The organism is Streptomyces sp. NPDC051310, from assembly GCF_044455245.1.
Classification (GTDB): domain Bacteria; phylum Actinomycetota; class Actinomycetes; order Streptomycetales; family Streptomycetaceae; genus Streptomyces.
In genome coordinates, this window is sequence record NZ_JBITEO010000027.1 from 42,465 (window position 1) to 60,805 (window position 18,341).

16 protein-coding genes are annotated in these 18,341 nt (G+C 73.3%); 14 read left to right on the forward strand and 2 right to left on the reverse strand.

Going from position 1 to position 18,341, the window contains the following annotated elements:
* Positions 1 to 115: 115 nt before the first annotated feature.
* Positions 116 to 742 carry a phosphoribosylglycinamide formyltransferase gene (gene purN / locus ACIA79_RS29425; protein ID WP_399431419.1) on the forward strand — a complete coding sequence of 209 codons (627 nt, stop codon included), beginning with the start codon at positions 116 to 118 and terminating at the stop codon, positions 740 to 742.
* Complete coding sequence (gene purH / locus ACIA79_RS29430; RefSeq protein ID WP_399431420.1) at positions 729 to 2,291, forward strand: bifunctional phosphoribosylaminoimidazolecarboxamide formyltransferase/IMP cyclohydrolase; 1,563 nt, start codon at positions 729 to 731, stop codon at positions 2,289 to 2,291. The genes purN and purH overlap by 14 nt, the downstream gene beginning before the upstream one ends.
* Positions 2,292 to 2,386: 95 nt before the next feature.
* Here purH and ACIA79_RS29435 read toward each other — a convergent pair whose 3' ends face one another.
* Positions 2,387 to 2,983: a hypothetical protein gene (locus ACIA79_RS29435; protein WP_399431421.1), complete on the reverse strand. Its 597-nt coding sequence runs from the start codon at positions 2,981 to 2,983 to the stop codon at positions 2,387 to 2,389.
* Positions 2,984 to 3,218: 235 nt separating this feature from the next.
* On the opposite strand from ACIA79_RS29435, the gene ACIA79_RS29440 reads away from it, so the two are divergent.
* The 5 genes from ACIA79_RS29440 (at position 3,219) to ACIA79_RS29460 (ending at position 9,098) form a co-directional block, all read left to right on the forward strand.
* Complete coding sequence (locus ACIA79_RS29440; protein WP_399431422.1) at positions 3,219 to 4,091, forward strand: bifunctional methylenetetrahydrofolate dehydrogenase/methenyltetrahydrofolate cyclohydrolase; 873 nt, start codon at positions 3,219 to 3,221, stop codon at positions 4,089 to 4,091.
* A gap of 723 nt (positions 4,092 to 4,814) precedes the next feature.
* The gene (locus ACIA79_RS29445; RefSeq protein WP_399431423.1) at positions 4,815 to 5,189 is read left to right on the forward strand and encodes a DUF3017 domain-containing protein; all 375 of its coding nucleotides are present in this window, start codon (positions 4,815 to 4,817) and stop codon (positions 5,187 to 5,189) included.
* A gap of 68 nt (positions 5,190 to 5,257) precedes the next feature.
* Positions 5,258 to 6,478 carry an NADP-dependent isocitrate dehydrogenase gene (locus tag ACIA79_RS29450; protein WP_399431424.1) on the forward strand — a complete coding sequence of 407 codons (1,221 nt, stop codon included), beginning with the start codon at positions 5,258 to 5,260 and terminating at the stop codon, positions 6,476 to 6,478.
* A gap of 366 nt (positions 6,479 to 6,844) precedes the next feature.
* Positions 6,845 to 7,906, forward strand: a complete 1,062-nt coding sequence (locus tag ACIA79_RS29455) for an XRE family transcriptional regulator (RefSeq protein WP_399431425.1) — start codon at positions 6,845 to 6,847, stop codon at positions 7,904 to 7,906.
* Positions 7,907 to 8,108: 202 nt separating this feature from the next.
* Positions 8,109 to 9,098, forward strand: coding sequence for a malate dehydrogenase (locus ACIA79_RS29460; RefSeq protein WP_399431426.1), 990 nt, complete (start codon positions 8,109 to 8,111; stop codon positions 9,096 to 9,098).
* Positions 9,099 to 9,116: 18 nt separating this feature from the next.
* Here ACIA79_RS29460 and ACIA79_RS29465 read toward each other — a convergent pair whose 3' ends face one another.
* Positions 9,117 to 10,286, reverse strand: a complete 1,170-nt coding sequence (locus ACIA79_RS29465; protein ID WP_399431427.1) for an acyltransferase family protein — start codon at positions 10,284 to 10,286, stop codon at positions 9,117 to 9,119.
* Between the two features lie 106 nt (positions 10,287 to 10,392).
* On the opposite strand from ACIA79_RS29465, the gene ACIA79_RS29470 reads away from it, so the two are divergent.
* From ACIA79_RS29470 to ACIA79_RS29500, 7 genes are all read left to right on the forward strand, one after another.
* Positions 10,393 to 10,647, forward strand: coding sequence for a helix-turn-helix transcriptional regulator (locus ACIA79_RS29470; RefSeq protein WP_399431428.1), 255 nt, complete (start codon positions 10,393 to 10,395; stop codon positions 10,645 to 10,647).
* The gene (locus tag ACIA79_RS29475; protein WP_399431429.1) at positions 10,644 to 11,171 is read left to right on the forward strand and encodes a hypothetical protein; all 528 of its coding nucleotides are present in this window, start codon (positions 10,644 to 10,646) and stop codon (positions 11,169 to 11,171) included. The genes ACIA79_RS29470 and ACIA79_RS29475 overlap by 4 nt, the downstream gene beginning before the upstream one ends.
* 164 nt (positions 11,172 to 11,335) lie before the next feature.
* Positions 11,336 to 12,826: an aldehyde dehydrogenase family protein gene (locus ACIA79_RS29480; RefSeq protein WP_399431430.1), complete on the forward strand. Its 1,491-nt coding sequence runs from the start codon at positions 11,336 to 11,338 to the stop codon at positions 12,824 to 12,826.
* Positions 12,827 to 12,848: 22 nt separating this feature from the next.
* Positions 12,849 to 14,378, forward strand: coding sequence for a GMC family oxidoreductase (locus ACIA79_RS29485; protein ID WP_399431431.1), 1,530 nt, complete (start codon positions 12,849 to 12,851; stop codon positions 14,376 to 14,378).
* On the forward strand, positions 14,375 to 15,484 hold the full coding sequence (locus ACIA79_RS29490; RefSeq protein ID WP_399431432.1) for a glycine betaine/L-proline ABC transporter ATP-binding protein: 1,110 nt from the start codon (positions 14,375 to 14,377) through the stop codon (positions 15,482 to 15,484). The genes ACIA79_RS29485 and ACIA79_RS29490 overlap by 4 nt, the downstream gene beginning before the upstream one ends.
* Positions 15,481 to 17,382, forward strand: coding sequence for an ABC transporter permease subunit (locus ACIA79_RS29495; RefSeq protein WP_399431433.1), 1,902 nt, complete (start codon positions 15,481 to 15,483; stop codon positions 17,380 to 17,382). Before ACIA79_RS29490 ends, ACIA79_RS29495 begins: the two co-directional genes overlap by 4 nt.
* Before the next feature lies 1 nt (position 17,383).
* Entirely contained in the window at positions 17,384 to 18,340 is a 957-nt protein-coding gene (locus ACIA79_RS29500) for an ABC transporter substrate-binding protein (protein WP_399431434.1), read from the forward strand.
* Position 18,341: the final 1 nt, after the last annotated feature.

Consider the following 18,341-nt stretch of genomic DNA (forward strand, 5'->3'; position numbering starts at 1 on the left):
CGTGGGGGCGGCCCGGTGTGCCGGTATCGTTGCTGACGGTCGGCTCGTTCGTAGGGTTCCCCGTATCGAGGGGCGCGATTCATTCGTAGGATCACACAAGCAAGGAGTTGCCCCCGTGGCTGCCGCCCGCCTCGTCGTCCTGGTCTCCGGGTCGGGGACGAATCTGCAAGCCCTGCTCGATGCCATCGGTGACGATCCCCGGGCATACGGAGCGGAGGTCGTCGCCGTCGGTGCCGACCGCGACGGCATCGCCGGCCTGGAACGGGCCGAGCGCGCCGGCATCCCCACCTTCGTCCGCCGGGTCAAGGACTATGCCACCCGCGACGAGTGGGACCGCGCGCTGACCGAGGCGACCGCCGCGTACGAGCCGGACCTCATCGTGTCCGCCGGGTTCATGAAGATCCTCGGCAAGGAGTTCCTGGGTCGCTACGGCGGGCGGATCGTCAACACCCACCCGGCGCTCCTGCCCAGTTTTCCCGGTGCTCACGGGGTGCGCGACGCGCTCGCGCACGGTGTGAAGGTCACCGGATGCACCGTCCACTTCGTCGACGACGGCGTCGACACCGGCCCGATCATCGCCCAGGGCGTGGTCGAGGTGGTCGAGGAGGACACGGAGGAGGGCGAAGCCGCTCTCCACGAGCGCATCAAGGAAGTCGAGCGCACGCTGCTCGTCGAGGTCGTGGGGCGTCTGGCCCGGCACGGCTACCGCATTGAGGGACGAAAGGTTCATGTCGGTGAATAAGCCCATCCGTCGCGCGTTGATCAGTGTCTACGACAAGACGGGGCTGGAGGAGCTCGCCCGCGGGCTGCACGAGAACGGCGTCGAGCTGGTCTCCACCGGCTCCACCGCCACCAGGATCGCCGCGGCCGGTGTCCCGGTCACCAAGGTCGAGGAGCTCACCGGCTTCCCCGAGTGCCTGGACGGACGCGTCAAGACCCTGCACCCGCGCGTGCACGCCGGGATCCTCGCCGACCTGCGCCTGGACGCGCACCGCGAGCAGCTCGCCGAGCTGGGCGTGGAGCCGTTCGAGCTGGTCGTGGTGAACCTGTACCCGTTCCGGGAGACCGTCGCCTCCGGCGCCACCGCCGACGAGTGCGTCGAGCAGATCGACATCGGCGGCCCCTCCATGGTCCGCGCCGCCGCCAAGAACCACCCCTCCGTCGCGGTCGTCACCTCTCCCGCGCGGTACGGGGACGTCCTGGAGGCCGTCAAGGCGGGCGGCTTCGACCTGACCGCCCGCAAGCGCCTCGCGGCCGAGGCGTTCCAGCACACCGCCGCGTACGACGTCGCCGTGGCGTCCTGGTTCGCCGAGGGGTACGCGGCCGACACCGACGCCGCGGCGGGCGGCTTCCCGGAGTTCCTCGGCGCCACGTACAGCCGCAAGAACGTCCTGCGCTACGGCGAGAACCCGCACCAGGGCGCCGCGCTCTACGTCGACGGCACGGGCGGCCTCGCCGAGGCGGAGCAGCTGCACGGCAAGGAGATGTCGTACAACAACTACACGGACACCGACGCCGCGCGCCGGGCCGCGTACGACCACTCCGAGCCCTGTGTCGCGATCATCAAGCACGCCAACCCGTGCGGCATCGCGATCGGCGCCGACGTGGCCGAGGCGCACCGCAAGGCGCACGCCTGCGACCCGCTGTCCGCGTTCGGCGGTGTCATCGCCGTCAACCGGCCGGTGTCGGTCGCGATGGCCGAGCAGGTCGCCGAGATCTTCACCGAGGTCATCGTCGCGCCGGACTACGAGGACGGCGCCGTCGAGGTGCTGGCCCGCAAGAAGAACATCCGCGTGCTGCGCGCCCCCGGTGCCCCCGCCGCCCCCGTCGAGGTGAAGCCCGTCGACGGCGGCGCCCTGCTCCAGGTCACCGACCGCCTCCAGGCGGACGGCGACGACCCGGCGAACTGGACCCTCGCCACCGGCGAGGCCCTCTCCCCGGCCGAGCTGGCCGAGCTGGCCTTCGCCTGGCGCGCCTGCCGCGCCGTCAAGTCCAACGCCATCCTGCTCGCCAAGGACGGCGCGAGCGTCGGCGTCGGCATGGGCCAGGTCAACCGCGTCGACAGCGCCAAGCTGGCGGTGGAGCGGGCCGGCGAGGAGCGGGCGCGCGGCGCCTACGCCGCGTCGGACGCGTTCTTCCCGTTCCCCGACGGTCTGGAGATCCTCACCGCCGCGGGCGTCAAGGCCGTGGTCCAGCCCGGCGGTTCGGTCCGCGACGAGCAGGTCGTCGAGGCGGCGAAGAACGCCGGCGTGACGATGTACTTCACGGGCACGCGCCACTTCTTCCACTGACGCGCCCGTACGCCGAAGGCCGCGGCCCCACCGCTGTTGGGCGGTGGGGCCGCGGCCTTCGTACGCGGTGCGCGGGAGGACCCGCGCGTCGCGGCTCAGTAACGCGGGCGGTTGAACCAGGCGCTGGCGCTGCTGTTGACCATCGAGGCGAGGATGATGCCGCCGATGGCGAGACCGATGATGCCGCCGACCGCCGAGCTGGCGGTGCCGCCGGCGAAGTTGCCCAGGCTCAGCAGGATGAACAGCGCGGCGTAGACGATGGTCGCCACGCGGACGCCGTTGCCGCCCTTGGAGAACTTGGCGCCCAGGATGATGGCCCACACGGCGAAGCCGAGCAGGATCAGGACGATGAAGAAGCCGAGGCCGGCCAGGACACCGGTCTCCTCGCCGACGCCCGCCGAGTTGGCGACGTCCTGCGCGGCCGCGATGGCGATCGCGGCGATGATGCCACCGATGATCTGCAGGCCCGCGACGATGAAGAGCAGCACGCGGGACGTCTGCATCAGGCCCGGCATCGTCATCGGCGCGCCGCCCGGGTAGCCGCCGCCGTACGCCGGCGGAGGCGGGGGCGGGGCGGCAGGGTAGCCGTAACCGGGCTGCTGCGGCTGGCCCTGCTGCGGGTAGCCGTAGCCGGGCTGCTGGGGCTGGCCCTGGGGCTGCCCATACGGGTTGTTCGGGTCGCCGAAACTCATGGCTGGGGTTCCTCCGTTGACGATGCGGGGACGACGCGGTCCGAGCGGAGGAACTTCACATGTATTGAGCGGTTTTGCCCCCCGGCACTGCCCGCGGCACTGCGCGGCTCATCGTCGTCGTATCGTCGACTTTTTGTCCAGTCGGATTCCGCAGGTGTTGTGCAAGTGCAACCTGCTGTTCCTCCGTGTGCGGGCGAATTGGAACACGGGCGGGGTCATCCGCGAGGATGGGCACATGACCGCCCAGATTCTCGATGGCAAGGCCACCGCAGCCGCGATCAAGTCCGACCTGACCGCCCGCGTGGCGGCGCTGAAGGAGCGGGGCATCACCCCCGGCCTCGGCACCATCCTGGTCGGTGACGATCCCGGGAGCCAGAAGTACGTCGCGGGCAAGCACCGCGACTGCGCCCAGGTCGGCATCGCCTCCATCCAGCGGGAACTGCCCGCCACCGCCACGCAGGACGAGATCGAGGCGGTCGTCCGCGAACTGAACGAGGACCCGTCCTGCACCGGGTACATCGTGCAGCTGCCGCTGCCCAAGGGCATCGACGAGAACCGCATCCTGGAGCTGATGGACCCGGCCAAGGACGCGGACGGGCTGCACCCCATGAACCTCGGGCGCCTCGTGCTGAACGAGCCCGCCCCGCTGCCCTGCACGCCCAACGGCATCATCACGCTGCTGCGCGCGCACGGCGTCGAGATCAACGGCGCCGAGGTGGTGGTCGTCGGCCGCGGCACCACCATCGGGCGCCCGATGCCGCTGCTGCTCACCCGCAAGTCCGAGAACGCGACGGTCACCCAGTGCCACACCGGTACGCGCGACCTGGCCGCGCACCTGCGGCGCGCGGACATCGTCGTGGCCGCGGCGGGCGTGCCGCACCTGATCAAGCCCGAGGACATCAAGCCGGGCGCCGCCGTCCTGGACGTCGGCGTCAGCCGGAACGCCGACGGCAGGATCGTCGGTGACGTGCACCCGGGCGTCGACGAGGTCGCCGGATGGCGCGCCCCCAACCCGGGCGGCGTCGGCCCGATGACGCGCGCGCAGCTGCTGGTCAACGTCGTCGAGGCGGCGGAGCGGGCCGCGGCCGCGGACTCCACCGCCGGCTGAGCCACCGAGCCACCGAACCGGAAGAGAGCGATCCCCATGGGCGTACGGGCGAACGACGACCCCGCGGCGGCTGCCGCGGACGCGGCCGGCGCGACCGAGCAGGCCTCCCCCGCGGCGCACGGCGCCGCGCCGGGGACCCCGCCCGCCCCGGTCGCTCCACCGGTCGAGCCCCCGGAGACGGCGGGGGCCGACGGGGCGTCGGGGACGTCTGGGGCCTCCGGCGCCGATGCAGCCGACGGGACCAGCGGGGCGTCCGGGACCGGCGGGACTTCCGGGACCCGCGGGGCCTCCGGGGCTGCCAGGACCGACGCGGCCGACGGGGCCGAAGCGGCCCCCGGGACCCCTGGGACCCCCAGGACTCGCGGGGCCTCGGCAACCTCCGCGACCGAGGGGGCCGACGCGACCCCCGGGACGGCCGGGGCCTCCGGGACCGACGCGGCCGACGCGGCCGACGGGGCCGACGCGGCTCCCGGGACCCCTGGGACCCCCAGGACTCGCGGGGCCTCGGCAACCTCCGCGACCGAGGGGGGCGACGCGACCCCCGGGACGGCCGGGGCCTCCGGGACCGATGCGGCCGACAGGACCGACGCGGCCGACGCCGCCCCCGGGCCCGGCGGGACCACCGACGCGACCGCGACGACCGCGGCGTCGGGTGATGCCGCTCCCGGCGGCGAGGGCGAGGGCCACGCCGCCGCGTCCCGCGCGACGCGGCGGCCGCCGGCCGTGACGCGGGGGACCGCACGGCCGGAAGGCGGCGGGCGGGCCGCGCCCGGGGACGCCCCGGCCCCCGCGCGGCAGTGGCCCCTGCTGACGGTCCTCGGGATCGCCACCCTCGGCCTGGTGGTCGTCGGCCTCGACCCGTTCCCGCAGGCCTCGCGGATCGGCGCCCTCCTCATCGGCGCCGCCCTCCTGACGGGCGCCGCACTGCGCCGTACCGTGCCGTCCGTCGGGATGCTCGCCGTACGGTCGCGGTTCACCGACATGGTCACGTACGGCCTGCTCGGAGGCGCGATCGTGCTGCTGGCGCTGATGACGCAGCCCGGTCCGTGGCTGGAGATCCCGTTCCTGGAGAAGGCCGTCCGGTTCGCGGTGCGTTAGAGGCGCGCGCCGTGCGTGCACACATGGGGTGACCGACCGGTCCTACGCGTGAGAGGGACGTTCGCCCCATGGTCAAGATCAAGGTGGCCACCCCCGTCGTCGAGCTCGACGGCGACGAGATGGCCCGCATCATCTGGCGGTTCATCAAGGAGCAGCTCGTCCTGCCGTACCTGGACGTCGAGCTGGAGTACTTCGACCTCGGCATCCAGCACCGCGACGCGACCCGCGACCAGGTGACGGCGGACGCCGCGCAGGCCATCAGGAAGCACGGCGCCGGGGTGGTGTGCCCCACCATCACCCCGGACGAGGCCCGGGTCGCCGAGTTCGGCCTCAGGGCCAGGTACCGCCCGCCCCACGCCACGCTCCGCGACGCCATCGGCGGCGGCGTGTTCCGCGAGCCGGTCGTCCTCGGCGGCCTGCCCGGCCAGGGCCGCGGCCGGCCGGGACCGGTCGTCGTCGGACGCCCCGCCGGCGGCCTGCGGCGCGTCACCGCCCTCAGGGCACCCGGCCCCGGCACGCTCACCCTGACGTTCACGCCGGAGGCCGGCGGCGGCGATCCCGTGGAGCTGGAGGTGTGCGCGTTCGAGGGCCCGGGAGCCGCCTCGGCGCGGTGCCGCACCGACGCGTCGGTCCGCGACTTCGCGCGCGCGTCGTTCCGCTACGCCCTCACCCGCCGCCACCCGGTGCGCCTCACCACGGACGACACGGGCCCCACCAAGTACGACGGCCGGTTCCGCGACCTGTTCCGTGAGGTCTTCGACGCGGAGTTCGACGCGGAGTTCGCCGCGGCGGGGCTGACCTGCGAGCACCGCCCCGCCGAGGAACTGGTCGCCTCGGCGCTGCGGGGCGAGGGGGGCTTCCTCTGGGTGTGCCGGGACGACGGCGGCGACCTCCGCGCGGAGGCCGTCGTCCAGGGGTTCGGCCAGGCCGGTCCGGTGACCTCGGTCCTCGTGTCCGCCGACGGCCGCACCCTCGCCGCCGGGCCGGCGCACGGCACCGTCACCCGCCACTACCGCCGCCACCAGCAGGGCAGGGCGACCTCCACCAACCCCGTCGCGTCCGTCCACGCCTGGACCCGCGCGCTGGCGCACCGCGCCGCACTGGACGGCACGCCGGAGGTCGCCGGGTTCGCCCGGGCGCTGGAGGAGGTGTGCGCCGAGACCGTCGAGGGCGGCCAGATGACCGCGGACCTGGCCCGGCTGGTCTCCGCCGACCATCCGTGGCTCACCACCGAGCAGTTCCTGGAGACGCTCGACACAGGGCTGCAGAAGAAGATGGCGGCCCGCTGACCCCGTCGGCGGGCGGGCGGTGCCGGCGACCGTCCCCTCCCCCGAGGAGGACGGGCGCCGCCACCTGCGTAAAGGGTCATGGACGCGCCAACGCGGATCAAGTGATGTCCGTCCCCTGTAGCGCGGAGGTGACCATTCCGGCATGGTGTGAGCGACCCGCAACGGATGCGAAACTGGGGCGGCGATCGCGACGGTCCGGCGTGTGGGGGCACGCTCCCGTCCCGGTCCCACCCGTGCGCCCCCGCCCGAGGAACTGACATCCTGGCTCCGCGCATCCCTCCCGGTGACACCCGGGGGGCGGCAAGGGGGCACGCAGCGCGGGGAGCACATCAGGCACGTACTACGGGGGAAACAAAGGGGGAGGCTATGCCTCGTTGGAAGGCGCTACCGGACGAGCTCGACCCGCAGGTCAAGGAGTTCGCCAGTCAACTGCGCCGGCTGGTCGACCGCAGCGGACTGAGCATCGCCGCGGTGGCGGACCGGACGGGCTACAGCAAGACGTCGTGGGAGCGCTACCTCAACGGGCGCCTCCTCGCGCCCAAGGGCGCGATCGTCGCCCTGGCCGAGGTGACCGGGACCAACCCGGTGCACCTCACCACCATGTGGGAACTCGCGGAGCGCGCCTGGAGCCGCGCCGAGATGCGCCACGACATGACGATGGAGGCCATACGCATCTCGCAGGCCCGCGCCGCGCTCGGCGAGTTCGGCGGCGACGCCGGACCCGGCGCGGACGGCTCGTCCCGGGCGGCGGGTGCGCGGGGTGCCGGACGGGGCGGCGGCCGCACCGCCGCCACGCCCTCCGTCATACCGCCCGACGGCGGGCCCAACGGCCCCGCGCCCCGCGGCCCCGCTCGCCACGGCCGGGGCGCCCCCGGGACGGCCGCGCCGGCGGCACCCGCGCCCGCGGGCCGGGGCGGCGGAAGGCGCAAGGCCACGATGTTCGTGGCGGGCGTCGCCGGCGCGCTGCTGGTGATCGCCGCGGCCGTCCTGCTCATGGGCCTCGGCGGGGACGGCGACGGCGACGGGGGCGGCAAGACCGTGGCCCAGTCCCCGGCCGCCTCTCCCAGCACCGGCTCCCCGGACCCGCTGCCCGCGGGCGTCAAGTGCACCGGCACCGACTGCACCGGACAGGACCCGGAAACCATGGGCTGCGGCGGCCAGTACGCCACCACCGTCTCCTCCGCGGCGGTCGGCACGGCGAAGGTGGAAGTCCGTTACAGCAAGACGTGCGGGGCCGCCTGGGCCCGCATCACGCAGGCCGCGCCGGGCGACACGGTCCGCATAACGTCCGCCGGTGCCACGCAGAACGGCGCCGTGAAGATCGACAAGGACGCGTACACGCCGATGGTCGCGGCCGCCGACGCGGACGCCGCCAAGGCGTGCGCCACGCTCGCGACGGGCACCGAGGGCTGCACCACCACCGGTTGAGCCGCGAGCGGGGGCCGGGCGCCCCTGCGCGCGGGACCCGGATCAGTGAGCCGCGACACAAGGGGGCGGGGGTTGAGGGGGGCCCGGGTCGGATAGCCTGACCGCTGGATATCTCTTCACGTCGAGACACCGATCGATCATCGAGGGATGTCCAGCACCAGGGGCAGGGACCCCCACCGCCAGCTGTCTTACGGAGATCGCCATGACCCGCACTCCCGTGAATGTCACCGTGACCGGCGCGGCCGGCCAGATCGGTTACGCGCTGCTCTTCCGCATCGCCTCCGGCCACCTGCTCGGCGCGGACGTGCCGGTCAAGCTCCGCCTCCTGGAGATCCCGCAGGGCCTCAAGGCCGCCGAGGGCACCGCGATGGAGCTCGACGACTGCGCCTTCCCGCTGCTGCGCGGCATCGAGATCACCGATGACGCGAACGTCGCCTTCGACGGCGCCAACGTCGCGCTCCTCGTCGGCGCCCGCCCCCGCACGAAGGGCATGGAGCGCGGCGACCTGCTGGAGGCCAACGGCGGCATCTTCAAGCCGCAGGGCAAGGCCATCAACGACCACGCGGCGGACGACATCAAGGTCCTCGTCGTCGGCAACCCGGCCAACACCAACGCGCTCATCGCGCAGGCCGCCGCGCCGGACGTACCGGCCGAGCGCTTCACCGCGATGACCCGTCTGGACCACAACCGCGCGCTGTCGCAGCTGGCGAAGAAGACCGGCGCCCAGGTCTCCGACATCAAGCGGCTGACGATCTGGGGCAACCACTCCGCCACCCAGTACCCGGACATCTTCCACGCGGAGATCGCCGGCAAGAACGCCGCGGAGGTCGTGAACGACCAGGCGTGGCTGGCCGACGAGTTCATCCCGACCGTCGCCAAGCGCGGCGCCGCGATCATCGAGGCCCGTGGTGCCTCCTCGGCCGCCTCCGCCGCCAACGCCGCCATCGACCACGTCCACACGTGGGTCAACGGCACCGCCGAGGGCGACTGGACCTCCATGGCCATCCCGTCGGACGGCTCCTACGGCGTCCCGGAGGGCCTGATCTCCTCCTTCCCGGTCACCTGTGCGAACGGCACGTACGAGATCGTCCAGGGCCTGGACGTCAACGAGTTCTCGCGCACCCGCATCGACGCCTCCGTGCAGGAGCTCGTCGAGGAGCGCGACGCGGTCCGCGGTCTCGGCCTCATCTGAGCCGGACGCGCTCGTCCTTCACCGCCCCCGGTGGCCCTCGCGCTGCCGGGGGCGCGGTGTCTCCGCCGCGGCCGGGGCGGTGAGGTAGGGGCGGCGGAGCCGCAGGAACGGCAGTTCGATGGCGTGGTACGTCCCGAAGGACACCGCCACGGTCACGGGCAGGGCCACCACCACCGTGACGAGGAACGCGCCCCCCACCGCGGGCAGCACACCGGGGACCCAGTCGTGGACGTCCGCGCGCTCGCACAGCAGCGTCAGCACCAGGAAGTGCGTCAGGTACAGCGAGAAGCTGACCTCGCCGAGCCGGGCCAGCCAGCGGGAGACCCGGCCGCCGGTGCCGCTCGGCCCGGCCGCCGCGTACGCGGCCACCACCAGCGCCCACACGGCCCCCTCCGTACCGCTCCACACCAGCTTCAGCGGGCTGTCCGAGACGAACCCGTGCAGCTGGTTGAAGGTCCAGAGCGCCGCGAGCGCCAGGCACAGCGCGGCCGGGGCCGCCCACCGGGCCGCGCGCAGCCGCTCCCGGTGGTGCATGTACACCCACGCCGCCAGCATCCCCAGCAGGAACTGGTCGATGCGCCCGGCCAGGCCGAGGTAGAGCGCCGCCGTGTGCGGCCCCGGCGCGGGGCTGCTCAGCCACACCAGCGCCCGCAGGAGGGACACGGCGGCCAGCAGCCGCAGCAGGGCGGCCGGTCCGCACTCCGTCAGGAGCCGGAGCAGGAGCGGGAAGAGCAGGTAGAACTGCATCTCGACGCAGAGCGTCCAGAACACCCCGCCGTACGGCAGGCCGGGCGTCGTGAACGTCAGCACCCGCAGCAGGTCCGCGAAGCCCGGCAGTGAGACGTGCGTCGCCATGCCGAGGACCGCCACCACCAGGTACAGCGGGTAGATCCGCAGCAGCCGGTTGGTGAGGAAGCGGCCGTAGCGGACGGGCCGGCCGTGCGCGCCGACGGTGAGGATGAACCCGGACAGGACCATGAACAGAGCGACGCCCGTGTGCCCCTCGAAGACGAGTGTCGCGGCCGGGTTGGACGAGTACAGCCAGTCCGTCGCCGGGACGAAGCGCGGCCGGCCCTCGATGCGCGCGGTCAGCAGCTGGCAGCCGTGGTAGAGGACCACGAGCACAGCGGCGGCGGCCCGCAGGTGGTCGACGGGGGCGAGGTAGACGCGGTCGTCGCTGCTGCGCATGGACGCACCCTAGGCGGGCCCGGAGGCCCGGGCCGGGAGCGACGCCCGTACCGGTCATCCATTCGGATCATTGCGAAAGTGCTATGAGATGTAGTACTTCTTATACATGAGCGAGCAGGTACACAACAGGCTGGCCGTGGTGAGGGCGGAACGGAAGGTGTCGCGTCAGGCACTCGCCGACGCCCTGGGCGTCCACTACCAGACCATCGGCTACATCGAGCGGGGGCAGTACAACCCCAGCCTCGACCTGGCGTTGAAGGCGGCGCGCCACTTCGGGCTGCCGGTGGAGGCGCTGTTCTCCCTGGAGCCGTTCCAGCCGCTCACCACGGAGATGTACGGGGACAACGGGAGGAAGCAGTGACCACGACCACCGCGACACGTCACGACCGGCGGATGTACGCGATCATGAACCGGCCCGACACGCAGGCCCTGAGCCGCACGGCGGCACGCCGCCGGGCCTGGGTCGCGGCGCACGTCGTGCTCACCGCCGCCTCGGTGGCGCTCTGGCTCGGCAGCGTCCACCTCGGCCCGCTGTGGATGTCCTGCGCCCTGCTGGCGCTGGTCCTGCCCTGGTGCGTCGCCATGGGCGCCATCAACGGCGCCACGCGCGGGCTGCTGGAGCTGCGCGACCGGATGCTGGACGAGCGCCAGCTCCACGAGCGCGACCGGGTCCGGGCCGTCGCCCACCGGATCACCCTCGGGATGCTGGTCGCCGTCGCGGCCGGGACGGGGCTCGCCGCCTGGCTCGGCGGGGTCCGCTTCGACGGCGCGCTGCTGTTCCCGGTCCTGTTCGCCCTGCTGGTCGTGCACTGGATGCTGCCGGCGTGGGTGGCCTGTCTGCGGGTGCAGGACGACGCTCCCGATGAGGCCGACGACCTCGGCTGACGCCGCCGCTGACGGAGTGCGAGCGCTCCGCTACCCGTGTGCGAAGTGAGCAAACACACTTTTGCGCATGCTTTCCGCCCGCCAGGGCAGGGTCCCCGGTCGCCGACCAGCTCGGTGACGAACGACCGGATCAGGACACGCGGAACGGAAGGCAGAACGCGACCGTGGCGGAACAACAGACCATCCACGTGGGCGGAGAGTGGCGCAGCGCCGTCTCCGGAGCCACGCGAGACATCCTCGACCCCGTCGACGCCACGACCCTCGCGGTCGTGGCGGACGGGGGTGCCGAGGACGCGGACGCCGCCGTCGCCGCCGCCCGCGCGGCCTTCGACGGGGGGCAGGGCGCCTGGCCGCGCACCCCCGTCGCCGAGCGGGCCGCGCTGCTGCGCCGCGTCGCCGCCCTGCTCCAGCGCGACCGCGAGAAGATCGGCCTGCTGGAGAGCCGCGACGCCGGGAAGACCCTCGAAGAGGGCCGCGTCGACGTCGACTGCGTGACCGACGCCTTCCGCTACTTCGCCGACCTCGTCGTGGGCGAGGGCGGCGGCCGGGTGGTCGACGCCGGCTCGCCCGACGTGCACAGCGTCGTCGTGCACGAGCCCGTCGGGGTCTGCGCCCTGATCACTCCGTGGAACTACCCGCTGCTGCAGGCCAGTTGGAAGGTGGCCCCCGCGCTGGCCGCGGGAAACACCTTCGTGATCAAGCCGAGCGAGATCACCCCGCTCACCACGGTGGCGCTCATCGAGCGGCTGACCGAGGCCGGCCTGCCCCCCGGCGTCGCCAACCTCGTCACCGGCCCCGGCGACCCCGTCGGCGCCCGTCTCTCCGAGCACCCCGACGTCGACCTGGTCTCCTTCACCGGCGGACTGATCAGCGGTACGAAGGTGATGCGCGCCGCCGCCGACACCGTCAAGAAGGTCGCCCTGGAGCTGGGCGGCAAGAACCCCAACGTCGTCTTCGCCGACGCCTGCGCGACCGACGAGGGCTTCGACACCGCCGTCGACCAGGCGCTCAACGCCGCGTTCATCCACAGCGGCCAGGTCTGCTCGGCCGGCTCCCGCCTCATCGTCGAGGAGCCGGTGCGCGAGCGCTTCGTCGCCGAACTCGCCCGCCGCGCCGAGCGCATCCGCATCGGCCGCGGCACCGACACGGGCGTCGAGTGCGGCCCCCTCGTCTCCGCGCAGCAGCTCGCCCGCACCGAGGAGTACGTCGCCTCCGCCCTCGCCGAGGGCGCGGTCCTGCGCGCCGGCGGAGAACGCCCGGACGGGCCGGGCTTCTTCTACCGTCCGACCGTCCTGGACCACTGCCACCGCGCGATGCGCGTCGTACGCGAAGAGGTCTTCGGCCCGGTCCTGACCGTCGAGACGTTCCGCACCGAGGACGAGGCCGTCGCCCTCGCCAACGACACCGAGTACGGCCTGGCCGGCGGCGTCTGGACCGCCGACCCCGGACGGGCGCGGCGCGTCGCCGGGCGGCTGCGCCACGGCACCGTCTGGATCAACGACTTCCACCCCTACCTGCCGCAGGCGGAGTGGGGCGGCTTCGGCAAGAGCGGCATCGGCCGCGAACTGGGCCCCTCCGGGCTCGCCGAGTACCGCGAGACCAAGCACGTCTACCAGAACCTGGCCCCGCGCCCCGTGCGCTGGTTCGCGGGCTGACACGGACCAGGGGAAACACACCATGAGCGAGAACACCGTCTACGACTACGTCGTCATCGGTGGCGGAACCGCCGGTTCCGTCATCGCCCACCGCCTCACCGCCGACCCGGACGTCACCGTCGCCGTCATCGAGGGCGGCCCCAGCGACGTCGACCGCCCCGACGTGCTGACCCTGCGCCGCTGGATGGGCCTGCTCGGCGGCGACCTCGACTACGACTACCCCACCACCGAGCAGCCGCGCGGCAATTCGCACATCCGCCACAGCCGGGCCCGGGTCCTCGGCGGCTGCTCGTCCCACAACACGCTGATCTCCTTCAAGCCGCTGCCGTCCGACTGGGACGAGTGGGAGGAGCGCGGGGCCGAGGGCTGGAACGCGGCCGCCATGGACCCGTACTACGACAAGCTCCTCAACAACATCGTGTCGGTCGACGAGAAGGACCGCAACGCCATCGCCCGCGACTTCGTCGACGCCGCCCAGGCCGCGCTCGGCGTCCCGCGCGTCGAGGGCTTCAACGAGAAGCCGTTCCACGAGGGCGTCGGCTTCTTCGACCTCGCCTACCACCCCGAGGACAACAAGCGCTCGTCCGCCTCCGTCGCCTACCTCCACCCGGTCATGCACCGGCGCCCCAACCTCCACCTGATGCTGGAGACCTGGGCGTACCGACTGGAGCTGGAGGGCACCACGGCGCGCGGTGTCCACGTCCGCACCAAGGACGGCGAGGAGCTGCTCGTCACCGCCCGCCGCGAAGTCGTCGTCTGCGCGGGCGCCGTGGACACCCCCCGGCTGCTGCTGCACTCCGGCATCGGCCCCCGCCGGGACCTCGAGGAGCTGGGCATCCCCGTCGCGCACGACCTGCCGGGCGTCGGCGAGAACCTGCTCGACCACCCCGAGTCCGTCATCGTCTGGGAGACGCACGGGCCGATCCCCGAGAACTCCGCGATGGACAGCGACGCCGGGCTTTTCGTCCGCCGCGACCCGCAGTCGCCCGGCCCCGACCTGATGTTCCACTTCTACCAGGTTCCGTTCACCGACAACCCCGAGCGGCTGGGCTACGAACGCCCGGCGCACGGCGTGTCGATGACGCCGAACATCCCCAAGCCGCGCAGCCGCGGCCGCCTCTACCTGACCAGCGCCGACCCCGCGGTCAAGCCCGCCCTCGACTTCCGCTACTTCACGGACGAGGACGACTACGACGGCCGGACGCTCGTCGACGGCATCCGCATCGCCCGCGAGATCGCGAAGGCCGAGCCCCTGGCGAGCTGGCTCAAGCGGGAGGTGTGCCCCGGGCCCGGGGTCACCGGCGACGAGGAGCTGAGCGAGTACGCCCGCAAGGCCGCCCACACCGTCTACCACCCGGCCGGGACCTGCCGCATCGGCGCCCCGGACGACGAACTCGCCGTCGTGACCCCCGACCTGAAGGTCCGGGGCCTGGACGGCATCCGGATCGCCGACGCGTCCGTCTTCCCCACCATCCCGGCCGTGAACCCGATGATCGGCGTGCTGATGGTCGGGGAGAAGGCCGCCGACCTGCTGCGAGGTGACGCCCGATGAGTACCGCCCCCAGTACCGCCCCCGAGGCTCCCGTCTTCTCCGTCAACGGCCTGTGGAAGGTCTTCGGCCCCAAGGCCGGCCGTGTGCCCGGCTCCCCGGAACTGGCCGGCCTGCCCGCCGCCGAGCTGCGCGAGCGCACCGGGTGCACCGCCGCCGTCCGCGACGTCTCCTTCGACGTCCGCAAGGGCGAGGTCTTCGTCGTCATGGGCCTGTCCGGCTCCGGCAAGTCCACCCTCGTGCGCTGCCTGACCCGGCTCATCGAGCCCACCTCCGGCACCGTCGCCATCGACGGCGAGGACGTGCTGTCCATGGACAAGGCCCGGCTGCGCGCCCTGCGCCGCCACCGCGCCGCCATGGTCTTCCAGCACTTCGGCCTCCTGCCGCACCGCTCGGTCCTCGACAACGTCGCCTACGGCCTGGAGATCCAGGGAGTGCCCCGCGCCGAACGCCGCGCCCGGGCCGCCGAGATGGTCGCCAAGGTCGGCCTCGACGGCATGGAGGCCCGCACCCCCGGCCAGCTCTCCGGCGGCCAGCAGCAGCGCGTGGGCCTCGCCCGGGCGCTCGCCGTCGACCCCGAGGTGCTGCTGTTCGACGAGCCGTTCAGCGCGCTCGACCCGCTCATCCGGCGCGACATGCAGGAGGAGGTCGTCCGCCTGCACCGCGAGGAGGGCCGCACGATGGTCTTCATCACCCACGACCTCACCGAGGCGCTGCGCCTCGGCGACCGCATCGCCCTCATGCGCGACGGGCGGGTCGTCCAGCTCGGCACCCCCGAGGAGATCGTCGGCAACCCCGCCGACGACTACGTCCGCGACTTCGTCCGCGACGTGCCGCGCGAGCAGGTGATGACGGTCCGCAGCGCCATGCGGCCACCCTGCGACCGCGTCGCCGACTCCGCCCCGGCCGTCGCACCCGGCGCCACCGTCTCCGAGGCCATCGAGGCCGTCGCCCGCAGCGGCGGGCCCGTACGGGTCGTCGACAGCGGCCGCTGGGTCGGCGTCGTGGACCACAAGGACCTGCTGTCGGTCGTGGCCGGCGTGCGGCCGCCCGCGGGGGAGGCGGCCGCCGCGGGAAGGACCGCGGCCGCGGGGAAGGCGGCGGCATGACCGCAGCCGTCAGCGCTCCCGTGCAGCCCCGGCTGCCCGCCGCCGTCCGCCGCTACTGGCCGCTGGGCGCCGCCCTCGTCCTCGTCCCCGCCGGCCTGCTCCTCGCCGGGGGTGGCAGCTGGCCCGCCGCCCTCTCCGCCGACCTGTCCGGGCCGCTCGGCTCGGCCAGCGACTGGATCATCGACAACCGTGACAGCCACCCGCTGTTCCTCTACTTCTTCGGGCACATCAGCAACGCCGTCGTGTTCTCGGTGCGCGGCGTCTACCTGGTGCTGCTCGCCGCCGGATGGGCCGGCGTCACCGCCGCCGCCGGCATCCTCGCCTGGCGCGTCGCGGGACTGCGCCTCGGGCTGACCGCCGTCGCCGCGTTCGCCGTGTGCGGACTGCTCGGCATGTGGGTGCCCACCATGCAGACCCTCGCCCTCATGGTCGTCGCGGTCGCCGCCTCCGTCGCCCTGGGCGCGCTGCTGGGCCTGGCGGCCGGGCTCTCGGACCGTACGTACCGGGCGCTGCGGCCCGTCCTCGACACCATGCAGGTGCTGCCCGCGTTCGCGTACCTGCTGCCCGTGGTGCTGGTCTTCGGCATCGGCGTCCCCGCGGCGGTCCTGGCCACCGTCGTGTACGCCGCTCCGCCCATGGCCCGCCTCACCGCGCTCGGCCTGCGCGGCGCCGACCCCGGTGTGCTGGAGGCATCGGCCTCGCTCGGCGCCACCGGACGCCAGCGGCTGCTGACCGCCCGCATCCCGCTGGCCCGCAAGGAACTCCTCCTCGGCGTCAACCAGTCGATCATGATGGCCCTGTCGATGGCCGTCATCGCCTCCGTCATCGGCGCGGGCGGCCTCGGCGACCGCGTCTACCAGGCGCTCGCCTCGGTCGACGTGGGCGCGGCACTGGCCGCCGGCATCCCGATCGTGCTCCTCGCGATCGTCCTGGACCGCACGGCGACGGGCGCGCGGTCGCGCACCGGCTCGGCCCGCGGCCGGTTCGCCTGGGCGGCCGCCGTGGTCGCCGCCGCCGTGACCGGCCGCCTGAGCGGCGGGCTCAGCTGGCCCGAGGCGTGGCACGTCGGCATCGCCGAGCCCGTCAACCGGGCCGTCGACTGGATGACCGCCCACCTCTACTCCGGCGTCCCCGTCGTCGGCGGCACCGCCGACTGGGCGGCGCACTTCACCGGCTGGGTGCTCGACCCCGTACGGGCCGGCCTCCAGGCCCTCCCCTGGTGGGCGCTGCTGCTGGTCGTCGGCGCCCTGGCCCTGCTCGTCGGCACGGTGCGCACGGCGCTGACCGCCGTCGCCGCGATGGCCGCCATCGGCGTCCTCGGCGTGTGGGACGCCTCCCTCGACACCCTGTCGCAGGTGCTGGCAGCCGTCGCGGTCACCCTGGTGCTCGGCTTCGCCATCGCGGTCGCGGCGGCCCGCAGCGCCCGGGTGGAGCGGGTGCTGCGGCCCGTCCTGGACGTCTTCCAGACCATGCCGCAGTTCGTGTACCTGATCCCGGTGGTCGCGCTGTTCGGCGTGGGCCGCGCCCCGGCGGTCGCCGCGGCCGTGGTGTACGCGCTGCCCGCCGTCGTCCGCATCACGACACAGGGCCTGCGGGGCGTCGACCCGGTGGCGCTGGAGTCGGCGCGCTCCCTCGGGGCCTCGGGCTGGCAGCAGCTCCGGCAGGTCCAGCTGCCGCTCGCCCGCCCGGCGCTGCTGCTCGCGGTGAACCAGGCGGTCGTCCTCGTCCTCGCCGTCGTCATCATCGGCGGCCTGGTGGGCGGCGGCGCGCTCGGCTACGACGTGGTCTTCGGCCTCGCGCAGGGCGACCTGGCGACCGGGCTCGTCGCGGGCGCCGCGATCGTCTGCCTGGGTCTGATGCTCGACCGGGTGACGCAGCCGACCAGGAAGGAGACCTGACATGCGGACCCGTACGTCGGTCTGCGCCGCCGGGGCCCTCGCCCTGCTGACCCTCACCGGCTGCGGCGCGGCCGACATGACCAAGCAGGCGTCCCCGTACGCCGCGGCGCGGGGGACCAAGACCGTCACCCTGTCCGTCCAGTCGTGGGTGGGCGCCCAGGCCAACGTGGCCGTCGCCCGGTACCTGCTCGAACACGAGCTGGGCTACCGCGTCGACACCGTCCAGATAGACGAGGTCCCCGCCTGGGACGCGCTCAGCCAGGGCCGCGTGGACGCGCTCCTGGAGGACTGGGGGCACCCGGAGGAGGAGAAGCGGTACGTCGAGGAGAAGAAGACGATCACCCGCGGCGGCGACCTCGGCGTGACGGGCCACATCGGCTGGTTCGTCCCGACCTACTTCGCCGAGGCCCACCCCGACGTCACCGACTGGAAGAACCTGAACAAGTACGCCGGACAGCTGCGGACCGCGGAGAGCGGCAGCAAGGGCCAGCTCCTGGACGGCTCCCCGTCGTACGTCACCAACGACAAGGCGCTGGTGAAGAACCTCGGCCTGGACTACCAGGTCGTCTTCGCCGGCTCCGAGGCGGCGCAGATCACCCAGATCAAGCAGTTCGCCAAGGAGAAGAAGCCGTTCCTGACGTACTGGTACAAGCCGCAGTGGCTGTTCGAGAAGGTGCCGATGACGGAGGTGAAGCTGCCCGCGTACAAGGAGGGCTGCGACGCCGACCCGCAGAAGGTCGCCTGCGCCTACCCGCACACGCCGCTGCAGAAGTACCTGAACGCCGACTTCGCCCGCGAGGGCGGCAAGGCGGCCGCCTTCCTGAAGAAGTTCCGCTGGACGACGCAGGCGCAGAACGACGTGGCGCTGATGATCGCCGAGCAGAAGCTCTCCCCGGAGGAGGCCGCCGAGAAGTGGGTGCGGGACAACGAACGGGTGTGGCGGGCCTGGCTGCCGTAGC

What these genes read in the sequence shown, in the direction of transcription:
- ACIA79_RS29500 (WP_399431434.1), top strand. Translation starts at nt 17,384, where the DNA reads ATGCGGACCCGTACGTCGGTCTGCGCCGCCGGGGCCCTCGCCCTGCTG.
- purH (WP_399431420.1), top strand. Translation starts at nt 729, where the DNA reads ATGTCGGTGAATAAGCCCATCCGTCGCGCGTTGATCAGTGTCTACGAC.
- ACIA79_RS29495 (WP_399431433.1), top strand. Translation starts at nt 15,481, where the DNA reads ATGACCGCAGCCGTCAGCGCTCCCGTGCAGCCCCGGCTGCCCGCCGCC.
- ACIA79_RS29435 (WP_399431421.1), bottom strand. Translation starts at nt 2,983, where the DNA reads ATGAGTTTCGGCGACCCGAACAACCCGTATGGGCAGCCCCAGGGCCAG.
- ACIA79_RS29455 (WP_399431425.1), top strand. Translation starts at nt 6,845, where the DNA reads ATGCCTCGTTGGAAGGCGCTACCGGACGAGCTCGACCCGCAGGTCAAG.
- ACIA79_RS29470 (WP_399431428.1), top strand. Translation starts at nt 10,393, where the DNA reads ATGAGCGAGCAGGTACACAACAGGCTGGCCGTGGTGAGGGCGGAACGG.
- ACIA79_RS29485 (WP_399431431.1), top strand. Translation starts at nt 12,849, where the DNA reads ATGAGCGAGAACACCGTCTACGACTACGTCGTCATCGGTGGCGGAACC.
- ACIA79_RS29440 (WP_399431422.1), top strand. Translation starts at nt 3,219, where the DNA reads ATGACCGCCCAGATTCTCGATGGCAAGGCCACCGCAGCCGCGATCAAG.
- ACIA79_RS29450 (WP_399431424.1), top strand. Translation starts at nt 5,258, where the DNA reads ATGGTCAAGATCAAGGTGGCCACCCCCGTCGTCGAGCTCGACGGCGAC.
- ACIA79_RS29490 (WP_399431432.1), top strand. Translation starts at nt 14,375, where the DNA reads ATGAGTACCGCCCCCAGTACCGCCCCCGAGGCTCCCGTCTTCTCCGTC.
- ACIA79_RS29465 (WP_399431427.1), bottom strand. Translation starts at nt 10,286, where the DNA reads ATGCGCAGCAGCGACGACCGCGTCTACCTCGCCCCCGTCGACCACCTG.
- ACIA79_RS29460 (WP_399431426.1), top strand. Translation starts at nt 8,109, where the DNA reads ATGACCCGCACTCCCGTGAATGTCACCGTGACCGGCGCGGCCGGCCAG.